At 52.7% G+C, this 16181-nt stretch carries 18 protein-coding genes and 1 pseudogene; 18 read left to right on the forward strand and 1 reads right to left on the reverse strand.

Annotation, left to right across the window (positions count from 1 at the left end; translation table 11 throughout):
- The first annotated feature begins 139 nt into the window (after positions 1-139).
- On the forward strand, positions 140-673 hold the full coding sequence (locus tag OCV69_RS07130; protein WP_158358451.1) for a shikimate kinase: 534 nt from the start codon (positions 140-142) through the stop codon (positions 671-673).
- Positions 660-1628, forward strand: a complete 969-nt coding sequence (locus tag OCV69_RS07135; protein WP_158358452.1) for a LysR family transcriptional regulator — start codon at positions 660-662, stop codon at positions 1626-1628. Before OCV69_RS07130 ends, OCV69_RS07135 begins: the two co-directional genes overlap by 14 nt.
- Before the next feature lie 48 nt (positions 1629-1676).
- On the opposite strand, the gene OCV69_RS07140 is transcribed toward OCV69_RS07135, so the two are convergent.
- Positions 1677-2465, reverse strand: a complete 789-nt coding sequence (locus tag OCV69_RS07140; protein WP_158358453.1) for a LytTR family transcriptional regulator — start codon at positions 2463-2465, stop codon at positions 1677-1679.
- Between the two features lie 206 nt (positions 2466-2671).
- On the opposite strand from OCV69_RS07140, the gene OCV69_RS07145 reads away from it, so the two are divergent.
- The 16 genes and pseudogenes from OCV69_RS07145 to OCV69_RS07220 form a co-directional block, all read left to right on the forward strand.
- A complete protein-coding gene (locus OCV69_RS07145) occupies positions 2672-3883 on the forward strand; it encodes a pyridoxal phosphate-dependent aminotransferase (RefSeq protein ID WP_158358454.1) in 1212 nt (403 codons plus the stop codon).
- 17 nt (positions 3884-3900) lie between these two features.
- Positions 3901-4335 (forward strand): RidA family protein, encoded by a 435-nt coding sequence (locus tag OCV69_RS07150; RefSeq protein WP_158358455.1) that lies wholly within the window; start codon positions 3901-3903, stop codon positions 4333-4335.
- A gap of 129 nt (positions 4336-4464) precedes the next feature.
- Positions 4465-5631 (forward strand): CapA family protein, encoded by a 1167-nt coding sequence (locus OCV69_RS07155; protein WP_262563036.1) that lies wholly within the window; start codon positions 4465-4467, stop codon positions 5629-5631.
- Positions 5632-5682: 51 nt separating this feature from the next.
- Positions 5683-6615 (forward strand): DMT family transporter, encoded by a 933-nt coding sequence (locus OCV69_RS07160; RefSeq protein WP_158358456.1) that lies wholly within the window; start codon positions 5683-5685, stop codon positions 6613-6615.
- Positions 6616-6648: 33 nt separating this feature from the next.
- Positions 6649-8823 (forward strand): InlB B-repeat-containing protein, encoded by a 2175-nt coding sequence (locus tag OCV69_RS07165; protein ID WP_158358457.1) that lies wholly within the window; start codon positions 6649-6651, stop codon positions 8821-8823.
- Between the two features lie 408 nt (positions 8824-9231).
- Entirely contained in the window at positions 9232-10251 is a 1020-nt protein-coding gene (locus OCV69_RS07170; protein ID WP_158358458.1) for a PDDEXK nuclease domain-containing protein, read from the forward strand.
- 83 nt (positions 10252-10334) lie between these two features.
- Positions 10335-10670, forward strand: a pseudogene (locus OCV69_RS07175) (relaxase/mobilization nuclease domain-containing protein); the annotation flags it as partial.
- Positions 10671-11074: 404 nt separating this feature from the next.
- A complete protein-coding gene (locus OCV69_RS07180) occupies positions 11075-11896 on the forward strand; it encodes a ParA family protein (RefSeq protein WP_158358459.1) in 822 nt (273 codons plus the stop codon).
- Positions 11853-12788, forward strand: coding sequence for a ParB/RepB/Spo0J family partition protein (locus OCV69_RS07185; RefSeq protein ID WP_158358460.1), 936 nt, complete (start codon positions 11853-11855; stop codon positions 12786-12788). The genes OCV69_RS07180 and OCV69_RS07185 overlap by 44 nt, the downstream gene beginning before the upstream one ends.
- A 12-nt stretch (positions 12789-12800) precedes the next feature.
- Positions 12801-13076, forward strand: a complete 276-nt coding sequence (locus tag OCV69_RS07190; protein ID WP_158358461.1) for a DUF5720 family protein — start codon at positions 12801-12803, stop codon at positions 13074-13076.
- A 21-nt stretch (positions 13077-13097) separates the two neighbouring features.
- Positions 13098-13289 (forward strand): hypothetical protein, encoded by a 192-nt coding sequence (locus OCV69_RS07195; RefSeq protein WP_431733278.1) that lies wholly within the window; start codon positions 13098-13100, stop codon positions 13287-13289.
- Between the two features lie 67 nt (positions 13290-13356).
- Positions 13357-14226 (forward strand): DUF6017 domain-containing protein, encoded by an 870-nt coding sequence (locus tag OCV69_RS07200; RefSeq protein WP_158358462.1) that lies wholly within the window; start codon positions 13357-13359, stop codon positions 14224-14226.
- 34 nt (positions 14227-14260) lie between these two features.
- On the forward strand, positions 14261-15007 hold the full coding sequence (locus OCV69_RS07205; protein ID WP_158358463.1) for a BRO family protein: 747 nt from the start codon (positions 14261-14263) through the stop codon (positions 15005-15007).
- Between the two features lie 22 nt (positions 15008-15029).
- Entirely contained in the window at positions 15030-15341 is a 312-nt protein-coding gene (locus tag OCV69_RS07210; RefSeq protein ID WP_007045765.1) for a DUF5720 family protein, read from the forward strand.
- Between the two features lie 12 nt (positions 15342-15353).
- Positions 15354-15773, forward strand: a complete 420-nt coding sequence (locus OCV69_RS07215; RefSeq protein WP_156833476.1) for a DUF4313 domain-containing protein — start codon at positions 15354-15356, stop codon at positions 15771-15773.
- Positions 15774-15859: 86 nt separating this feature from the next.
- Positions 15860-16181 (forward strand): PcfB family protein (locus OCV69_RS07220; protein WP_262563037.1); only part of this gene is annotated, 322 nt, incomplete at its 3' end.

Consider the following 16181-nt stretch of genomic DNA (forward strand, 5'->3'; position numbering starts at 1 on the left):
AGAAAGCCTCCAGATAGATTTAATGAAGCTATTATATCAGCGGAGGGAGAAGATTGCAACGGCGGCTGATCTCTGGTATACTCATGGAAAAGGTCCGCCAGGACGGCGGAAAATCATAGTGAAGGAAGAGCAGAAACAGATGAAATTGGACCAGCATATTTTTTTGATCGGCTTCATGGGCTGCGGGAAGAGCACCTGCGCGGCCTGTCTGTGCCGGATGACCGGCGCAGAGCAGATGGAGATGGACCAGGAGATCGTAAAACGCCAGGGTATGGAGATAGCGGAGATCTTCCGGGTCCATGGGGAAGAGTATTTCCGGGATCTGGAGACAGAGCTCATAAAGGAGATCGGGAATATGGAGCCCATGGTGGTCTCCTGCGGCGGAGGGACTGTCCTGCGGGAGGAAAACGTGGCCCTTATGAAGGCGGCCGGAAGGATCGTCCTTTTAACGGCGGAGCCGGAGACGGTCTTTGACCGGGTGAAGGGGAGTGCAGACCGGCCGGTGCTCAACGGAAATATGAACCTTTCCTATATTAAAGAGCTGATGGAAGCACGCAGGCCCAGGTATGAGGCGGCGGCGGACGCGGCTGTGGCCACAGACGGCCGGACTGCGGAGGAGATCTGTGAAGAGATCCTGGAACAGAGAAAAGAGGGATCCCATGGAGCCCGTTGAATTCCGGGATATGGAATATGTGATGGCGGTCCATGAGGAGCAGAGCTTTTCCGGAGCCGCCAGAAAGCATTTTATATCCCAGCCGGTCTTAAGCCGGGTGGTGCGGAAGGTGGAAAGAAACCTGGGGGTGACGCTCTTTGACCGCAGCTCCATCCCTTTAAAGCCCACGCCCCAGGGGCAGAAGGTGCTGGAATATTTTGAGCAGATGCAGAAGCTCCGTATGGAGCTGGAGCAGTATTGTGAGACCGCCGGACAGCAGGGCGGGCCTGGTCTGACGGTGGCGGCTCCGTCGTTTTTCTGTACCTACGGGCTGCCGCCGGTGATCGCTGCCTTTAAGGAACGGTATCCGGACTGGGAGATCCGTCTGGTGGAGGCCAATGACCGGGACCTGGTGGATTTCCTCCGGGCCGGGGCGGCGGAGCTGGGGATCTCTGCCAATGGAGATACTGCGCCGGATATGGAGTCGGAGGTGCTGAGAATGGAGAACATCATCCTGGCGGTCCCGGCAGGCTTTCCGGTGAACCGGGGGCTGGAGGCGTATGTCCTGGATCCGGTCTGTGGGAACGAGGTTCCGGGAGTCCCTCTGGAGCGGTTTGCGGAGGAGCGTTTTTTATTTATGAAGCCGGGAAATGATATGCGGGAGCGGGGCATGAGGCTCTGCCGGGAGGCGGGTTTTTCCCCCAGGATCGTCATGGAGCTGGACCAGATGATGACCGCCTATTATCTGGCGGCCGCCGGAGAAGGGGCCGCCTTCATACGGAAGGAGCTTCCGTATTATGCCGGAGGAACAGAAAAGCTGCGGTTTTACAGGATCGACAGCCGGGAAACGACGAGACCGATCCGGATCCTGCAAAGACAGAGGGGAGAACGGACGGCGCGGCAGAGGGGGTTTGTGGAGTTTCTGAAAAGCTGGGATGGATGGAGCGGCAGAGGGCCGAAGCCTGTCGGCTTATGATCTCCTGTCGCCTGTTATGACAGCCATAGAAGATCTGTGCAGGCGCTCTTATGGCTTGATCTGTATCCGGTCCAGGAGATCATCCCGGATCTTTGTATAATTCAGAGCCGGGATGGGGAGCACGGCCCCAGAGATCAGCTCTGCCTCAAAGCGGCGGATGGCGGTGATATACAGGGTGTTTACATAATATCCCCGGTGCAGGGGATAAAAAATATCAGGAAGCTCCCGGGCGAGATCGCTTAAAGAGCTATTGCAGGAAATGACCTGATCGGCGCAGACGAGCTCGGTCCGCTTATTCTGGCTCTGGACGTACAGGACTGTATAGGGATCGACGAAGATAGTCTGGTTTCCGCTGCGGACTGCTATGCGTTTTCCGGAATGCTGTTTTAAGATCAGACTGCGGACGAACTTCAAGGTATTCAGGTCCAGCTTCAGGGAGGGAGTTTCCCCAGCGGGCACATACTCATAGGAATTGTGGATATGGGACAGCTGGAGCCTGCCTCCGGCGTTCCGGTAAACCAGAGTGAAGCGGGTGATCACGCAGAAAGTCTTTCGCTGGTTCTGGACCAGGATCTGGCCGCAGACCAGGGCAGAAGAAGAATCCAGCGGAACGGGATGGTATTCTTCGGTCAGGATATCCAGGAGAATTCCGGAAAAATCCTTGAAACGGGCCCGGATGGCGTCTCTGCCGAATAACGCCGGTTCCCCGGTGCCCAGATAAATGCTGTCCGGGGAAAGGTATGAAAACCATTTTTCAGGTTCTCCGGAAAAATGGGCGTGGAACAGTTCTTGAGAGAGACAGACTGCCTGTTCGCAGTCGATTTTTGTTTTGGACATAAAAGACCTCCTTCGCTGGCCTTTTATTTTACCAGAGGACTGCGGCCAGTGCAAGTCCGGGAGGGCAGAGGACGCATTTTTTCCCGAGCGCCGGTCCAGGGCGGAGTCATGCGGATCCGGACATAGGCTTATGACGGTCTCTGTATTGGACAGAGTCCGTTTCTGGTGGTATGCTGGAGAAAAGAAATGGATGGGAGGTTTGCAGAATGACGATTCAGGAAAAATTTGCCGGCCTGGGCATTGACAATGCGCCGGGACAGGAGGCACTCCAAAAAAAGGAGGCCCTGGACCTGCGGGGAGAGAAGCTTCTGGGGGCCAGAGTTGACTTTTCCCATGGGGATGTGGACGCTCATATGCCCACGCCAGGGAGCTTTGATGTTTTTAAGGAAGGCTTTGAAGAGGGCGGCAGCCAGGCGTATACGCCGTACCGGGGCAGAAAGAAGATCCTGGACCATGTGGCCGCCAGTCTTTCTGGCTTTACAGGGGCCAGCATCGATCCAGAGGAAAACCTGATCCTGACGCCGGGGACCCAGGGAGCCCTGTTCCTGGCCATGGGGGCCAATATCATGCCGGGAGACAAGGTGGCCATCGTGGAGCCGGATTATTTTGCCAACCGGAAGATGGTGGAGTTTTTCGGCGGGCAGATGGTGCCGGTGGTCCTGGAGTATGAGAACGAGGGCGGACGCGCCGGGATCAGCCTGGAATCCCTGGAGGAGGCGTTTAAGGACGGCGTGAAGCTGTTCTTATTCTCCAATCCCAACAATCCGGTGGGCTGTGTCTATTCCTATGAGGAGATCACAGGGATCGCGGCTCTGGCAAAGAAATATGAAGTGACGCTGATCGTGGATGAGCTGTACTCCCGCCAGGTGTATCCAGGCATTCCCTATACCCATCTGTGCGCCCAGAAGGAGATCCCGGAGAACCTGATCACGATCCTGGGGCCGTCCAAAACAGAATCCTTAAGCGGATTTCGCCTGGGAGCGGCCTTTGGAACAGCAGAGATCATTGAACGGATGGAAAAGCTCCAGGCCATCATGGCCCTGCGGTGCAGCGGCTATAACCAGGCAGTATTCCTGACCTGGTTTCATGAGCCGGATGGGTGGCTGGAGGCCAGGGTCAGGGCTCACAAAGAGATCCGGGACGCGGTCATGGAGGTGATCCGGGAGGTGCCGGGCGTTTCGGCAAAGCCCACAGAGGGCGGAAGCTATCTGTTTGTGACGATCCCGGAGCTGGATGTGTCCCTTCACCAGTTCATCCGCATCGTCCGGGAGCTGGCGGACGTGATCGTGACGCCGGGAACCGAGTTCGGCCCCCAGTATGTCCATCAGTTCCGCATCAATTTCTCACAGGATAAGGAAAAGGCGGCAGCGGCCATGAAGCGGCTGTTTGCAGTCATGGAGCGGTACAGAAAACAGTAAACAGGGAGGAAAAGACAATGGGAAAAGAAGCAAATCCGATCCCCCAGGGGAAATACGTTCCGGCTGTCCGGTTTGGAAATCTGGTATTCACGGCGGGGATGACTCCGAGAAATAATGGAGTCCTCATAAAAGAGGGGAAGGTCCTCTGTGCAGACGCCATTGAGGATTACAGGGGTGCGGTGCGCCAGGCGGCAAGAAACGCCCTGACAGCGGCAAAGAACCGGCTGGAGGAGGGCGAGGAGATCGCAGGGATCCTGTCGGTCACCGTTTATGTGAATGCAGAGGAGGGCTTTACAAAGCAGTCGAAGATCGCAGACCTGGCCTCGGAGTATTTCTGCGAGGAGTTAGGGGAGGCCGGAGTCGGAAGCCGCGCTGCTGTGGGGGTGGCATCCTTACCTGGAAACGCACCGGTGGAGATCTCCATTGTGGTGGGTGTGAAAAAGAACCCTTAGAAAAGAAAAATCATGGATGCAAACGGAACCGCCTGGAAAAATCGTCCGGGCGGTTTTTGTAAATGCAGGGCTGTGAAAATACTTGTGCTTTTTCTCTCTGCCAGTTACAATAAACGGAAGGAGGATGATATGGAAAAAGGAAAACGGATCCTTCTGACACTCTTATTTGTGATCCTGGCAGCCATGGTGATCATGGCCGGGACCTTTCTGGCAGGCGGAGGCTTAAAACCGCGGCCGGGAGTGGACAGAGGAGAGAGAGAAATAGCCCAGGCGTACCCAGAGCCATCAGAGGGGCAGACAGCCGGGGCAGAGGCTGGACAGGAAATAAAGGACAGCCAGGAAATGAAGAACGGACAGGAAACAAAGACCAGCATCCGGCTGGAAACGGCGGCAGAAGAAACGGAGATGGAAACGGATGCGGACGTGCCGGAGGAAGCCGGAGGGGAGAGCGGGGAGCCGTGTACTCTTTTATTTGCCGGGGACGTTTATCTGTCGGAGCATGTGCTGGGAGCGTACAGCCGTGCCGGAAATATCACCGGAGTCCTGGACCAGGGGATCCTTAAGGAGACTCTGGAAGCAGATATTTTTATGGTAAACCAGGAGTTTCCGTTTACAGACCGGGGAACGAAGGCGGCAGATAAGCAGTTCACCTTCCGCCTGCCGCCGGAAAAGGTGTCCATACTCACGGAGATGGGCGTGGATCTTGTGACCCTGGCCAATAACCACATCCTGGATTTTGGTCCGGAGGGGATCACCGACAGTATAAAAGCCCTGGACGGGGCGGGGATCCGCCATGTGGGGGCAGGAGAAAACAGGGACCAGGCGGAGCGCCTGGAGATCCTGGAGGTCCATGGAAAACGGATCGGGTTCCTGGGGACGTCCCGGGTCTATATGTCCGCTGACTGGGCGGCGGGACCGGACCATCCCGGTGTGTTTTCCACCTATGATCCGGCCCGGGCCCTGGAGGCCATAAAGACGGCCAGAGGCCAGTGTGATTACCTGGTGGTCTACGTCCACTGGGGCGTGGAGCGGGAGACAGAGCCAAAGGATTACCAGAGGGCCATGGGCCGCCAGTATATCGACGCCGGGGCTGACCTGGTCATCGGAAGCCATCCCCATGTGCTGCAGCCGGTGGAATACTATAATGGAAAGCCCATTGTGTACAGCCTGGGGAATTTCGTGTTTGGCAGCAGTATTCCCAGCACCATTCTGTTTAAGGTGGTGCTGGACGGGGAGGAGATCCAGGTGACGGAGATCCCGTGTACCTCTTCCGGCGGATACACAAGGCTGAAATAAAAATATAGGCGTATGAAAATGCATGGAAAGCAGAAGAAGGGAGAACGGAGCATGGAACGGAAGACTATGGGAACACAGGCGGGAGTCCTGATCACGATCCTGGGGGGAGCGCTCTGGGGGCTATCGGGGGCCTGCGGACAGTATCTGTTTGAGTATAAGGGCGTGACCTCGGGGTGGCTGGTGCCGATCCGCCTGACCATGGCCGGCCTGACCATGCTGCTGTATTATATTTTTAAGGAAAGAGGAGCGGCCTTCCGGATCTGGAAAAAGGGCAGGGACGCGGCGGAGGTGATGATCTACGGGATCGCCGGTCTCATGCTCTGCCAGTATACATATTTTGTCACCATCGAGCTTTCCAATGCCGGAACGGCCACTGTGATCCAGTACCTGTCTCCGGTGCTCATCATGGTGCTGGTGTGCTTTATGGAAAAGCGGCTTCCCAGGGCAGTGGAGGTCCTGTCCCTTATCCTGGCCATATCGGGGATCTTTCTGATCGCTACCCATGGAAATGTCCATCAGATGGTGATCTCCAGGGAGGCCCTGGTCATGGGGCTTTTGTCGGCGGCCACAGTGGTCCTTTACAATATGCAGCCCCGGCGGCTCATGGCCTATTATCCCACAGCATACCTTCTGGCCTGGGGAATGACCATCGGCGGGATCGTCCTGGCCCTGGTCTTTCAGCCATGGAGATACCGCTATACCCTGGATCTCCCCTTTCTTCTGGCCCTGGGGGCCATTATCTTTCTGGGGTCCATGGCGGCCTTTACTCTGTATATGCAGGGGGTAAAGCTCATCGGCCCGGCCCGGGCCAGTCTCTACGCCTGTGTGGAGCCCATTGCGGCCACGCTGCTGTCGGCTGTGTGGCTGAAGGCGCCGTTTAAGCCCATTGATTTTCTGGGTTTTTCCATGATCATTGCCACGATCCTGATACTGGGATATGGAGATCTGAAGAAGGGGAACGGAGCTTCTGTGCAAAAACGTTAGACAGGCGGCAGGAATGCTGATATAATAAAAATTATGAACGAAACAAAGCAGGGGACAGCCTGCGGTCACCGGCACACGGAAGACTGCTATAAGCTGGCGGAACACTGCATTCATGTGCATACGGATGACTGCTGCCCGCAGGATGACACTTCTGACAATACGGCCACTCCGGCTGGCGCAGAGCGGCGGGAACCGACAGAATGTACCCACCGGTGCAGCGAGGACAGCGGCTGTGTGAAGCAGGTGCTGGACTGCCGCCACGAACACGACAGTGAGTGCGGCTATACTCCTGCCACAGAGGGAACTCCCTGCACCTATGTCTGCGGGACCTGCCATTCCCAGGAGAAGCCCCAGGCCGGCCAGGATCAATGTATCTGCACAGAACCCTGTACCGGGGATAAGATCAACGAGGATTGTCCTGTATGCAGCGAAGATTTCGCCGCCTGCAAAGGCCTGCTTCCCGCTGCACCGCCCGACGCTCTGGCGGTCACTCCGGAGCAGGTGCAGGAAATGATCGACGACCTGCCCACAGCGGAAGAATTGCAGGCCATGACAAAGGAGGAACAGCAGGAGGTCTACGCCGATTTGCAGGCAGCCTATGACGCTTATGAGGCTCTCACGGACGGGCAGAAAGCAGAAGGCACCGGGGCAGGGATTTTTGAAAGCCTGTTTGGTGTGTTCAATGGAATGATAAATGCGGCTGCTGCTGCCGGTGGCTTTGAAGTGACTGGCGGCACATCGGGGAACGACTACTCCTACGCCGACGGCGTCCTGACCATCAATAACGGTGCAGAGCTGACGATCTCCACCAACGGACAGACGTCTGACCGTATTGTGATTGACAGTGGTGCAAAGGCCACGGTCATCCTCAACGGTGTGAATATTGGCGGAACATTTGATAATGAAGAAAGCGCTATTGATGTAAGCAGCGGCGCAGCTTTAAACATTATACTTCAAGCAGGATCCACCAATACAATAAGCGTTGATTATTCTAAAGCGGATGAAAATAATCCGGGGATTCATGTTCCAAAGGACGCTGTGCTTGTTATCCAGGGAAAAGGTTTTCTGTCTGTAATGGGAGGCACAGGAACGATCGGCATGGGCAGCGTAGGGATAGGCGGGAAAAATGGAAAAAGTACCTGGCCAGCCGGAATGCGTGGCCCAGGTGAAGATTGCGGCATGGTCGTGATTCTTGGGAAAAACATAGAGGTAGAGGGCAGTCAAGGAGAAAATCCCATTGGCGGAGGGTTTGGATTTACAGACGGACGACCTAGCCAGTGGGATGACGGCCAGGGTATCCGGCCCACCGACGGCGGCAGCTATGAGGTCTGGGGCAGCCTGACCCTGCCTAAGTATCCCGCCAGCTATACCATTCCAGAGGGCGTAACGCTGACCATTCCTGATGCTAGAAGCTTAAACATTCCCGAAGGCGTAACTCTCACCAACCACGGCACCATCACCGGGGATGGGCGACTGGAAGGCGTGGGTACTTTAACTGGGGACGGTGTTGTTACTGTTAGTTTGAACCTCTTTTATGACCTGGTGGAATATACCGTGACCGTGGAAACGGAGGGGCAGGGCACTGCTTCTGCTTCCCCTGCGTCTGCGGCGATGGGAGAAACCGTCACGCTGACGGCAGACGCAGCCAGCGGCTATTATTTCAAAGGATGGGAGGCCGTTGCCGGAGGTGTTATCATGAACGGCGGCCGGTTTATCATGCCGGGGGAAAATGTGGTCGTAAAAGCGGTGTTTGAGAAAGATGCCGGCAATGGCGGTTCTTCCGGCGTCGGAAGATCTTCTTCCGACGACTCCGATGGCTCCGGCGGTTCCGGAAGCCCGGACACCTGGTCAGTACCGGCAGGGACCTGGGTCCGGGATCAGACTGGCTGGTGGTACCGGAAAGCCAACGGCACCTATCCGGTGTCCTGCTGGCAGAGGCTGGCTTACCAGAATACGGCAGAATGGTATCGTTTTGACGAGAGAGGCTATATGCAGACCGGCTGGTTTACCGACGCAGCCGGACGGACCTATTACCTCCATGCGGTTTCTGATGGAAGACAGGGCTATATGTACACCGGCTGGCACCAGATCGGCGGCGTATGGTACTATTTCCGGGAGATCCAGGACAGCACTGAAGGGGTTCTTTATAAAAACAGCCGCACCCCGGACGGCTACTGGGTCGATGAAAACGGCGTGTGGGAGCCGTAAGGCAGCAGAGCATTTACAGCACGGTCCATCATACCTCCAAACCCTGGGCCTTCCCCGTATGGAGGATGGGGCCGGCGCTCATCAAGCCCTTGTGGAGAATCCCGGCGCATTCTGGCCTCCGTCTGTGTAATGCGGAACAGGTTTGCGCCTGATTCCTCACTATCCATGTGATCCAGTATCTTCTGGTCTTTAGAAAGTTTTTCCGGGCATGAATATCGGAAACACGCAGGCCATCCTCTGATCCACTGCTGGAACGCAGGATTTTTCTATATTTGGGATTTCTGCTCCCCTTCATCCAGTTTTCAAGGAAAAAAATATATCATGAAAAATAATGATATGAAAGGATGAACAAGAAGCTCCTTTTGTGGTACAATATTTTAATAGCACCCACAGTGAGGAGGGTACAAAATGGATAACAATTTGCAAATAAATCAAAATGCAGAACAGACCTATCATTCTATTCGCCAGTCTATTGTATCAGCACAGCATAAGTTAAGTGCTGCGGTGAACTACGCAATGGTAATAACCTACTGGGAAATTGGGGAACAGATTTATAAAGCGTGTGGAGAAAATGACAGAGCAGCATACGGAAAAAATTTGTTGGACTATCTTTCAGCTCAATTGACTGTTGAGTTTGGAAAAGGTTTTGACAAATCAAATCTTCGTAAGATGAGGCAGTTCTACTGTACATTCCCAATTCGAGACACACTGTGTCTTGAATTGAGTTGGTCACATTACCGCCTTTTGATGCGTGTATCAGATGAACAGGCACGAACCTTTTATATGGAGGAATGTGTAAAGTCTGCGTGGAGCGTCCGACAGTTAGAACGGCAGATCAACACGATGTACTATCAGAGAATTTTAGCAAGCCAAGACAAAGCAGCTGTTTCAAAAGAAATTCAAACAACAGAACCGAAACCTGAATATGAAAAAATAATCAAAGATCCTTATGTGATGGAATTTTTGCAGATTCAGCCAGATACCCATGTATATGAAGGTGAGCTGGAACAGGCATTGATTGACCACCTCCAGCATTTTCTTCTGGAACTGGGACGAGGATTTTCTTTTGTAGCACGGCAAAAGCGGTTTACACTGGATGGACAGGATTTTTTCATCGACTTAGTATTTTACAATTACATTTTGAAATGCTTTGTTCTGATTGATTTGAAGATGGGAAAACTGACCCATCAGGATCTGGGACAAATGCAGATGTATGTGAACTATTATACCCGTGAAATGATGAATGAGGGAGATTCACAGCCTATCGGTATTGTCCTTTGTGCAGATAAGGGCGACTCTGTTGTAAAGTACACGCTGCCGGAAGATAATCACCAGATATTTGCATCAAAATATTTTACTTATCTGCCGACAGAAGAAGAATTGAAGCATGAATTAAATTTGGACGATTTTTATAAGCTGGAAGAATGATATGGGTGCTGACAACAAAATCTGTCCGAATTGTGGCAGGAAAATGAAACAGCAGTTTATTGGTTTGGCCGCACAGAAAGTCGGGCGATCAGGCAAAGCCTTCTCACCGGGAGCTGCTTCGTGTGGCGATTGACAACGCATGATCACAAAGTCCTGTTGACTTTGAGGAACTGCTGAAAGAGTCTGGCTGTGAGGTATCAAAGCGCGGAAAATCGTATCGCCTGAAGCTCCCAGGCTGGGAGAAAGCCGCCCGCCTGGACAGCCTGGGCGAAGGATATGGATTGGAGGATTTGCAGGCAGTTCTCTCCGGGAAGAAAGTGCATATCCCACGAAAGAAAACTGTTACACAGGCAGAGCCGCCGAAGGTCAATCTGCTGGTGGACATTCAGGCAAAATTGCAGGCAGGAAAAGGCTGCGGCTGCCACGGCACATCACAATGAGCTTTATCCTAAAATTCCTATGCGATAAAGTTTATATGAACCGAGAGCAACAGCATCTCGACCAACGCCTCCTTTTATGGTATAATTTAGCATTATGCAATCATGAATGGAGGCGCTTTTCATGGGCGGACAGAAGCCTGAAGGAATGAAAAAACATATTTGTACGGGTCTGTTGGCCCATGTATGAGCCGACAGACGGTAACAACCCATCAAAACCCCATAAAATAGGACCCTTTTTTCTTATGTAAGACCTTTTCGGGAGTAAAAACTAAATAAATATGACGAGCTGCTTATTTTGGAAGAATAGGCAGCTTTTTTTATGCACTGAGACAGCTGTTCATCTATTTGATGAGCGGCTATTTTTTATGGAAGGAGAACCTAATTTGAACACGCAAATCATCGCCATCGCCAACCAGAAGGGCGGCGTTGGCAAAACCACCACCTGTGCCAATCTTGGAATCGGTTTGGCGCAGGCTGGAAAGAAAGTCTTGCTGATCGACGGAGACCCGCAAGGAAGCCTGACGATCAGCCTGGGCAATCCCCAGCCGGACAAGCTGCCCTTTACGCTGTCGGACGCTATGGGACGCATCCTGATGGATGAGCCGCTCCGTCCCGGCGAGGGTATCCTGCACCACCCAGAGGGCGTAGACCTGATGCCTGCGGACATCCAGTTATCCGGTATGGAAGTATCCCTGGTAAATGCCATGAGTCGTGAGACTATCTTGCGGCAATATCTGGACACGCTGAAGGGACAATACTCCCATATCCTCATCGACTGCCAGCCTTCCCTGGGGATGCTCACAGTCAATGCGCTGGCCGCTGCGAACAGGATCATAATTCCCGTTCAGGCAGAGTATCTGCCCGCCAAAGGGCTGGAACAACTGCTCTCCACGGTGAACAAGGTAAAGCGGCAGATCAACCCCAAGCTCCAGATAGACGGTATCCTGCTGACGATGGTGGACAGCCGAACCAACTTTGCCAAAGAGATCTCCGCGCTCCTGCGGGAGACCTATGGCAGCAAGATCAAAGTATTCGGCACAGAGATCCCCCATTCTGTCCGGGCAAAGGAAATCAGCGCAGAGGGAAAAAGCATTTTTGCCCATGATCCCGGTGGCAAGGTGGCTGAGGGCTACAAAAATCTGACGAAGGAGGTGTTGAAACTTGAAAAGCAGCGCGAAAAAAATAGAGCTGGCCTCGGTAGATGATTTGTTCTCCACCGAAGAAGGCCGCCAGGATGCAAAGCTGGAAAAGATTCAGGAAATTCCGTTGTCTGAACTGCATCCGTTCAAGAACCACCCATTCAAAGTCAAGGATGACGAAGCCATGATGGAGACCGCTGACAGTATCAAACAGTATGGCGTTCTGGTTCCGGCCATTGCCCGACCGGACCCGGAGGGCGGTTATGAGCTGGTAGCCGGACACAGGCGGCACAGAGCCAGTGAACTGGCAGACAAGGAGACTATGCCGGTCATTGTTCGGGATTTGGATGATGATGCCGCCACGATCATTATGGTTGACAGCAACTTGCAGCGAGAAAGCTTGCTCCCAAGTGAAAGGGCATTTGCTTATAAAATGAAGCTGGATGCCATGAAAAGACAGGCTGGCAGACCGAGTAAAGAAAATTGTTCCCAAGTTGGGAACGATTTTGGGAAGAAGTCCAGCGAGGTTTTGGCGGAGCAAGTAGGTCAGAGTAAAAACCAGATTTTTCGCTATATCCGTCTGACAGAGCTGATTCCTGAATTGATGGATATGGTAGATGAAAAGAAGATTGCCCTGAACCCTGCCTATGAGCTGTCATTTCTCAAAAAGGACGAACAGGTAGACCTGCTGGATGCCATGGACAGTGAGCAGGCTACCCCTTCCCTTTCCCAAGCCCAGCGGCTCAAGAAATACAGTCAGGAGGGGCATCTGACCCTCGATATGATGCGTGTCATTATGGGTGAGGAAAAGAAAAGTGATCTGGACCGAGTGACATTTACCTCTGACACTTTGCGGAAGTATTTCCCTAAAAGCTATACGCCCCAGCGGATGCAGGAAACCATCATCAAGCTGCTGGAGGCATGGCAGAAAAAGCGTCAGAGAGACCAGGAACGATGAAAGGAGCCGCCTATGAGGGATATTTCAGCCCGTGAGCTGAAAGGACACAACATTCTCGCCGTAGAGAGGTTTTGGGATAACACCCGCTGGATGATTGAGTTTTCTGTCCTGCGTCCCAGCACTGCTTATGGCAGCCCCGGAGATGAAATGCGGCTGTTTTTGGCTGAGGACGGGTATCAGACCGCCCTGCAAAGCCAGCAGCGCCGGGAGATCAAGATCAAAAGGCACGCCCGTGTGATTGAGGGACATATCCTCGATTTCAAACCGGGAAAACGCCGTCGCTCATAAACATACAACGAAAGGAAAGGAATGACTATGTGTACGGTAAAGGAAATTCAAGAAGCAATCCGGGAAGATTGCAGATCTCAGCATGACATGGATTCAACGGATATTGACCGTGTGATGCAAACACTTCCTTTCGCCCAGGAGGAGCCATTTACAGAGGCGCGTCCCCAAAAGCCGCTGTTTTGGTTCTATGCAAGAAGATTTGAAAAGCGTTGAACACCGCAATTCTTTGAAATTAGGATTGCGGTTTTTTTGTACCCAAAATTCGGAAGGAGTGAGGTCGATGGCCGTTTTTCGCATTGAACGGACCCGTGATTATACCGTGATGAGCAATCATCATTTACGAAATGCAAACCTGTCGTTAAAAGCCAAGGGGCTGCTTTCCATGATGCTGTCTTTGCCAGAGGACTGGAATTACACCACCCGTGGCCTTGCAAAGATCTGTAAGGAGGGCGTGGATGCCATCGGTGCTGCCCTGCGTGAACTGGAAGGAGCCGGATATATCGTGCGCCATCAGAGACGCGATAAAAGTGGGCGGATCACAGATACCGAGTATGTCATCTATGAACAGCCCCAGCCAGATATGTCCCAGCCGGATACGGCTTCACCAGATACGGAAAACCCGGATATGGTAAAACCGGATACGGAAAAGCCCGCAGAATTAAATATAGAGAAATCAAATACAGAAAAAACAATTACTTATGGATCAAGTACCGATTCCATTCCCTTCCGGGAAACAGCGGCGGCAAGACCGCCGGAACGGAAAGGAAGGGATGCGATGTCTGTCACAGAGATAGAAAATTATCGGGAGTTGATTTTGGAGAATATCGAGTATGACTGTCTGAAGCGGCGTTATCCGCTCTACCGGGATGACCTAAATGAGATCGTAGAGCTGTTGGTAGAAACGGTCTGTGCCAAACGAAAGACCACCCGAATCTCTGGGGCAGACTTCCCTCACGAGATCGTGCGTTCCCGCTTTTTGAAGTTGGATAGCTCCCACATCGAGTTTGTCATGGACTGTCTGCAAAAGAACACCACCCAGGTACGCAACATGAAGCAGTACCTGCTTGCGGTGCTGTTCAATGCGCCTACCACCATGAACAATCACTTCACTTCATTGGTCAACCACGATATGCACGCAGGCGGCTGGTAAAGGCCGCCTTTTATCATGCCAAAGGAGGCACGACATGAACCAGATGGAAATTTTCAAAAACCCGGAGTTTGGCAGTATCCGTGTCATTGAGGAAAACGGCAAATACCTGTTCTGCGGAACGGATGTGGCCGCTGCGCTGGGGTACAGCAATCCCCGCGATGCAATTATCCGCCATTGTAGGTATGTCGTGAAACGCGACGCACCTCACCCACAAAGCCCCGACCGCAAAATCAGTATGACTTTTATCCCAGAAGGCGATTTGTACCGCCTGATTGTTCATAGCAAATTGCCATCGGCAGAGCAGTTTGAACGGTGGGTATTCGATGAGGTCCTGCCTACCATTCGTAAGCACGGGGCTTATCTCACAAAAGAGAAGCTGTGGGAGATTGCCACTTCCCCGGAAGCTCTGATGAAGCTCTGCTCAGACCTGTTGGCTGAGCGTGAAGCGAATATTTCTCTGCGTAAGGAAAATGCACAGCTGGAGGGCAAAGCCGCTTTCTATGACCTGTTCATCGACTTAAAGCACAGCACCAATCTCAGGACTACCGCCAAAGAGTTGGATGTCCCGGAGCGCCGGTTTGTCCGGTTTCTGATAGAACGGCGGTTTGTGTACCGCACGGCATCCGGAAATGTGCTGCCTTATGCCAATGTGAAAAATGCAGGGCTGTTTTGCGTCAAAGACTACTGCAACCACGGCCATACCGGTTCCTACACGCTGGTCACGCCCCAGGGCAAGCTCTACTTTGCTCAGCTGCGGGAGATGATCTTGCTGGTCTCATAAGAACAGAAAGGAAGTGGGTTTTATGCAGGAAGGCAAAACAATCGGTCAGCTGATGGAGGAAATGCGCCAGAAGGCCGGGGCGCAGAACTACCACGGACATGACTACATGGATCTCCAGCGATTTGCGGAGAACACCCGGCACATGATTATTTTTGATGTGTTGACCCATGACTCCCCGGTGGGCTGGAAAGGAGAACGCACCCGCCTGTTTTTGTCAGAGATAGGCTATGAAAAAGCTCTGGACAGTCAGGCAAAGGGGCAGATCAAGATTCTCAGCCATGCAAAGGTCAGAAATGGAGATTTGTTTTATGACCACAAAGAACAGATACGATAGGAGGAATCCGATATGAATGAGGAAAAGAAAGTACCCTTCAAGTGGGAATACGGGGAAGAAACCATATCGCTGCAACTTGGAATGTATGCGAATAATCAGCGGCTCTATATCGGCATGATTACCCATACAGAAGATGGAGCAGAGCCGTTTGCAGATATGACGGTGAACCTTCCAGGGTATTCCCTGGACCCTGGAGAGGCGTTTATTTCCGGTGACATCAGCAAGGACCTGCTGAGATTCATCAAAGAGAACAAATTGGGGAAGGTGCTTCCCTATCAGGTGCAGTCCGGTTATGGAAAATATTCTGCTGTTGCCTTTGATCTGGAAAAGTTGAAGGCATTTGACCCTAAAGGCGTGGCAGAGTTTCGGAAAGAATGGAATCTGCCGGACAAGAAGCCGGTAAAGAAAAAGAACCGCGGGATGGAGCGATGAAGAAATATTTTCTCCGGCGGCTGGTGGTTCCGCCTTAGAAATAAATGCACCACCCCTGCACATTTTGTGGAAAGGAGGAGATGAAAATGCAGGAAGAAGTGGAAAACAGGACTTTAACGCTGGTTGTCAGCGGAACAAAGTTTACCGGCAGGCTGCTCAAAGCTGCCATCAGCAAGTACATGGCCCACTGCAAGGAAAAGAAGCTGCAAAAGAAAAGAAGCCGTGACGCTCCTGTGACACCCCACGGCAAACAGACCGTCAAGCAGCTCATTGGTCAGAATCAGGGGATCTCCAATATTGAGATCACAGACCCCTCCATCAAGGAATTTGAGAAGATCGCCCGGAAATATGGTGTGGACTATGCGGTGAAGAAAGACCGCAGTAGCACCCCGCCCAAGTATCTGATCT

Origin of the sequence: Alitiscatomonas aceti, assembly GCF_025567195.1 — a bacterium.
In the GTDB taxonomy this organism is placed as follows: domain Bacteria; phylum Bacillota; class Clostridia; order Lachnospirales; family Lachnospiraceae; genus Alitiscatomonas; species Alitiscatomonas aceti.

Coding starts and splice junctions, on each gene's coding strand:
- OCV69_RS07165 (WP_158358457.1), top strand. CDS start 6,649: ATGAACGAAACAAAGCAGGGGACAGCCTGCGGTCACCGGCACACGGAA.
- OCV69_RS07210 (WP_007045765.1), top strand. CDS start 15,030: ATGCAGGAAGGCAAAACAATCGGTCAGCTGATGGAGGAAATGCGCCAG.
- OCV69_RS07135 (WP_158358452.1), top strand. CDS start 660: ATGGAGCCCGTTGAATTCCGGGATATGGAATATGTGATGGCGGTCCAT.
- OCV69_RS07140 (WP_158358453.1), bottom strand. CDS start 2,465: ATGTCCAAAACAAAAATCGACTGCGAACAGGCAGTCTGTCTCTCTCAA.
- OCV69_RS07215 (WP_156833476.1), top strand. CDS start 15,354: ATGAATGAGGAAAAGAAAGTACCCTTCAAGTGGGAATACGGGGAAGAA.
- OCV69_RS07145 (WP_158358454.1), top strand. CDS start 2,672: ATGACGATTCAGGAAAAATTTGCCGGCCTGGGCATTGACAATGCGCCG.
- OCV69_RS07200 (WP_158358462.1), top strand. CDS start 13,357: ATGGCCGTTTTTCGCATTGAACGGACCCGTGATTATACCGTGATGAGC.
- OCV69_RS07155 (WP_262563036.1), top strand. CDS start 4,465: ATGGAAAAAGGAAAACGGATCCTTCTGACACTCTTATTTGTGATCCTG.
- OCV69_RS07170 (WP_158358458.1), top strand. CDS start 9,232: ATGGATAACAATTTGCAAATAAATCAAAATGCAGAACAGACCTATCAT.
- OCV69_RS07190 (WP_158358461.1), top strand. CDS start 12,801: ATGAGGGATATTTCAGCCCGTGAGCTGAAAGGACACAACATTCTCGCC.
- OCV69_RS07150 (WP_158358455.1), top strand. CDS start 3,901: ATGGGAAAAGAAGCAAATCCGATCCCCCAGGGGAAATACGTTCCGGCT.
- OCV69_RS07205 (WP_158358463.1), top strand. CDS start 14,261: ATGAACCAGATGGAAATTTTCAAAAACCCGGAGTTTGGCAGTATCCGT.
- OCV69_RS07160 (WP_158358456.1), top strand. CDS start 5,683: ATGGAACGGAAGACTATGGGAACACAGGCGGGAGTCCTGATCACGATC.
- OCV69_RS07130 (WP_158358451.1), top strand. CDS start 140: ATGAAATTGGACCAGCATATTTTTTTGATCGGCTTCATGGGCTGCGGG.
- OCV69_RS07195 (WP_431733278.1), top strand. CDS start 13,098: ATGACTATGTGTACGGTAAAGGAAATTCAAGAAGCAATCCGGGAAGAT.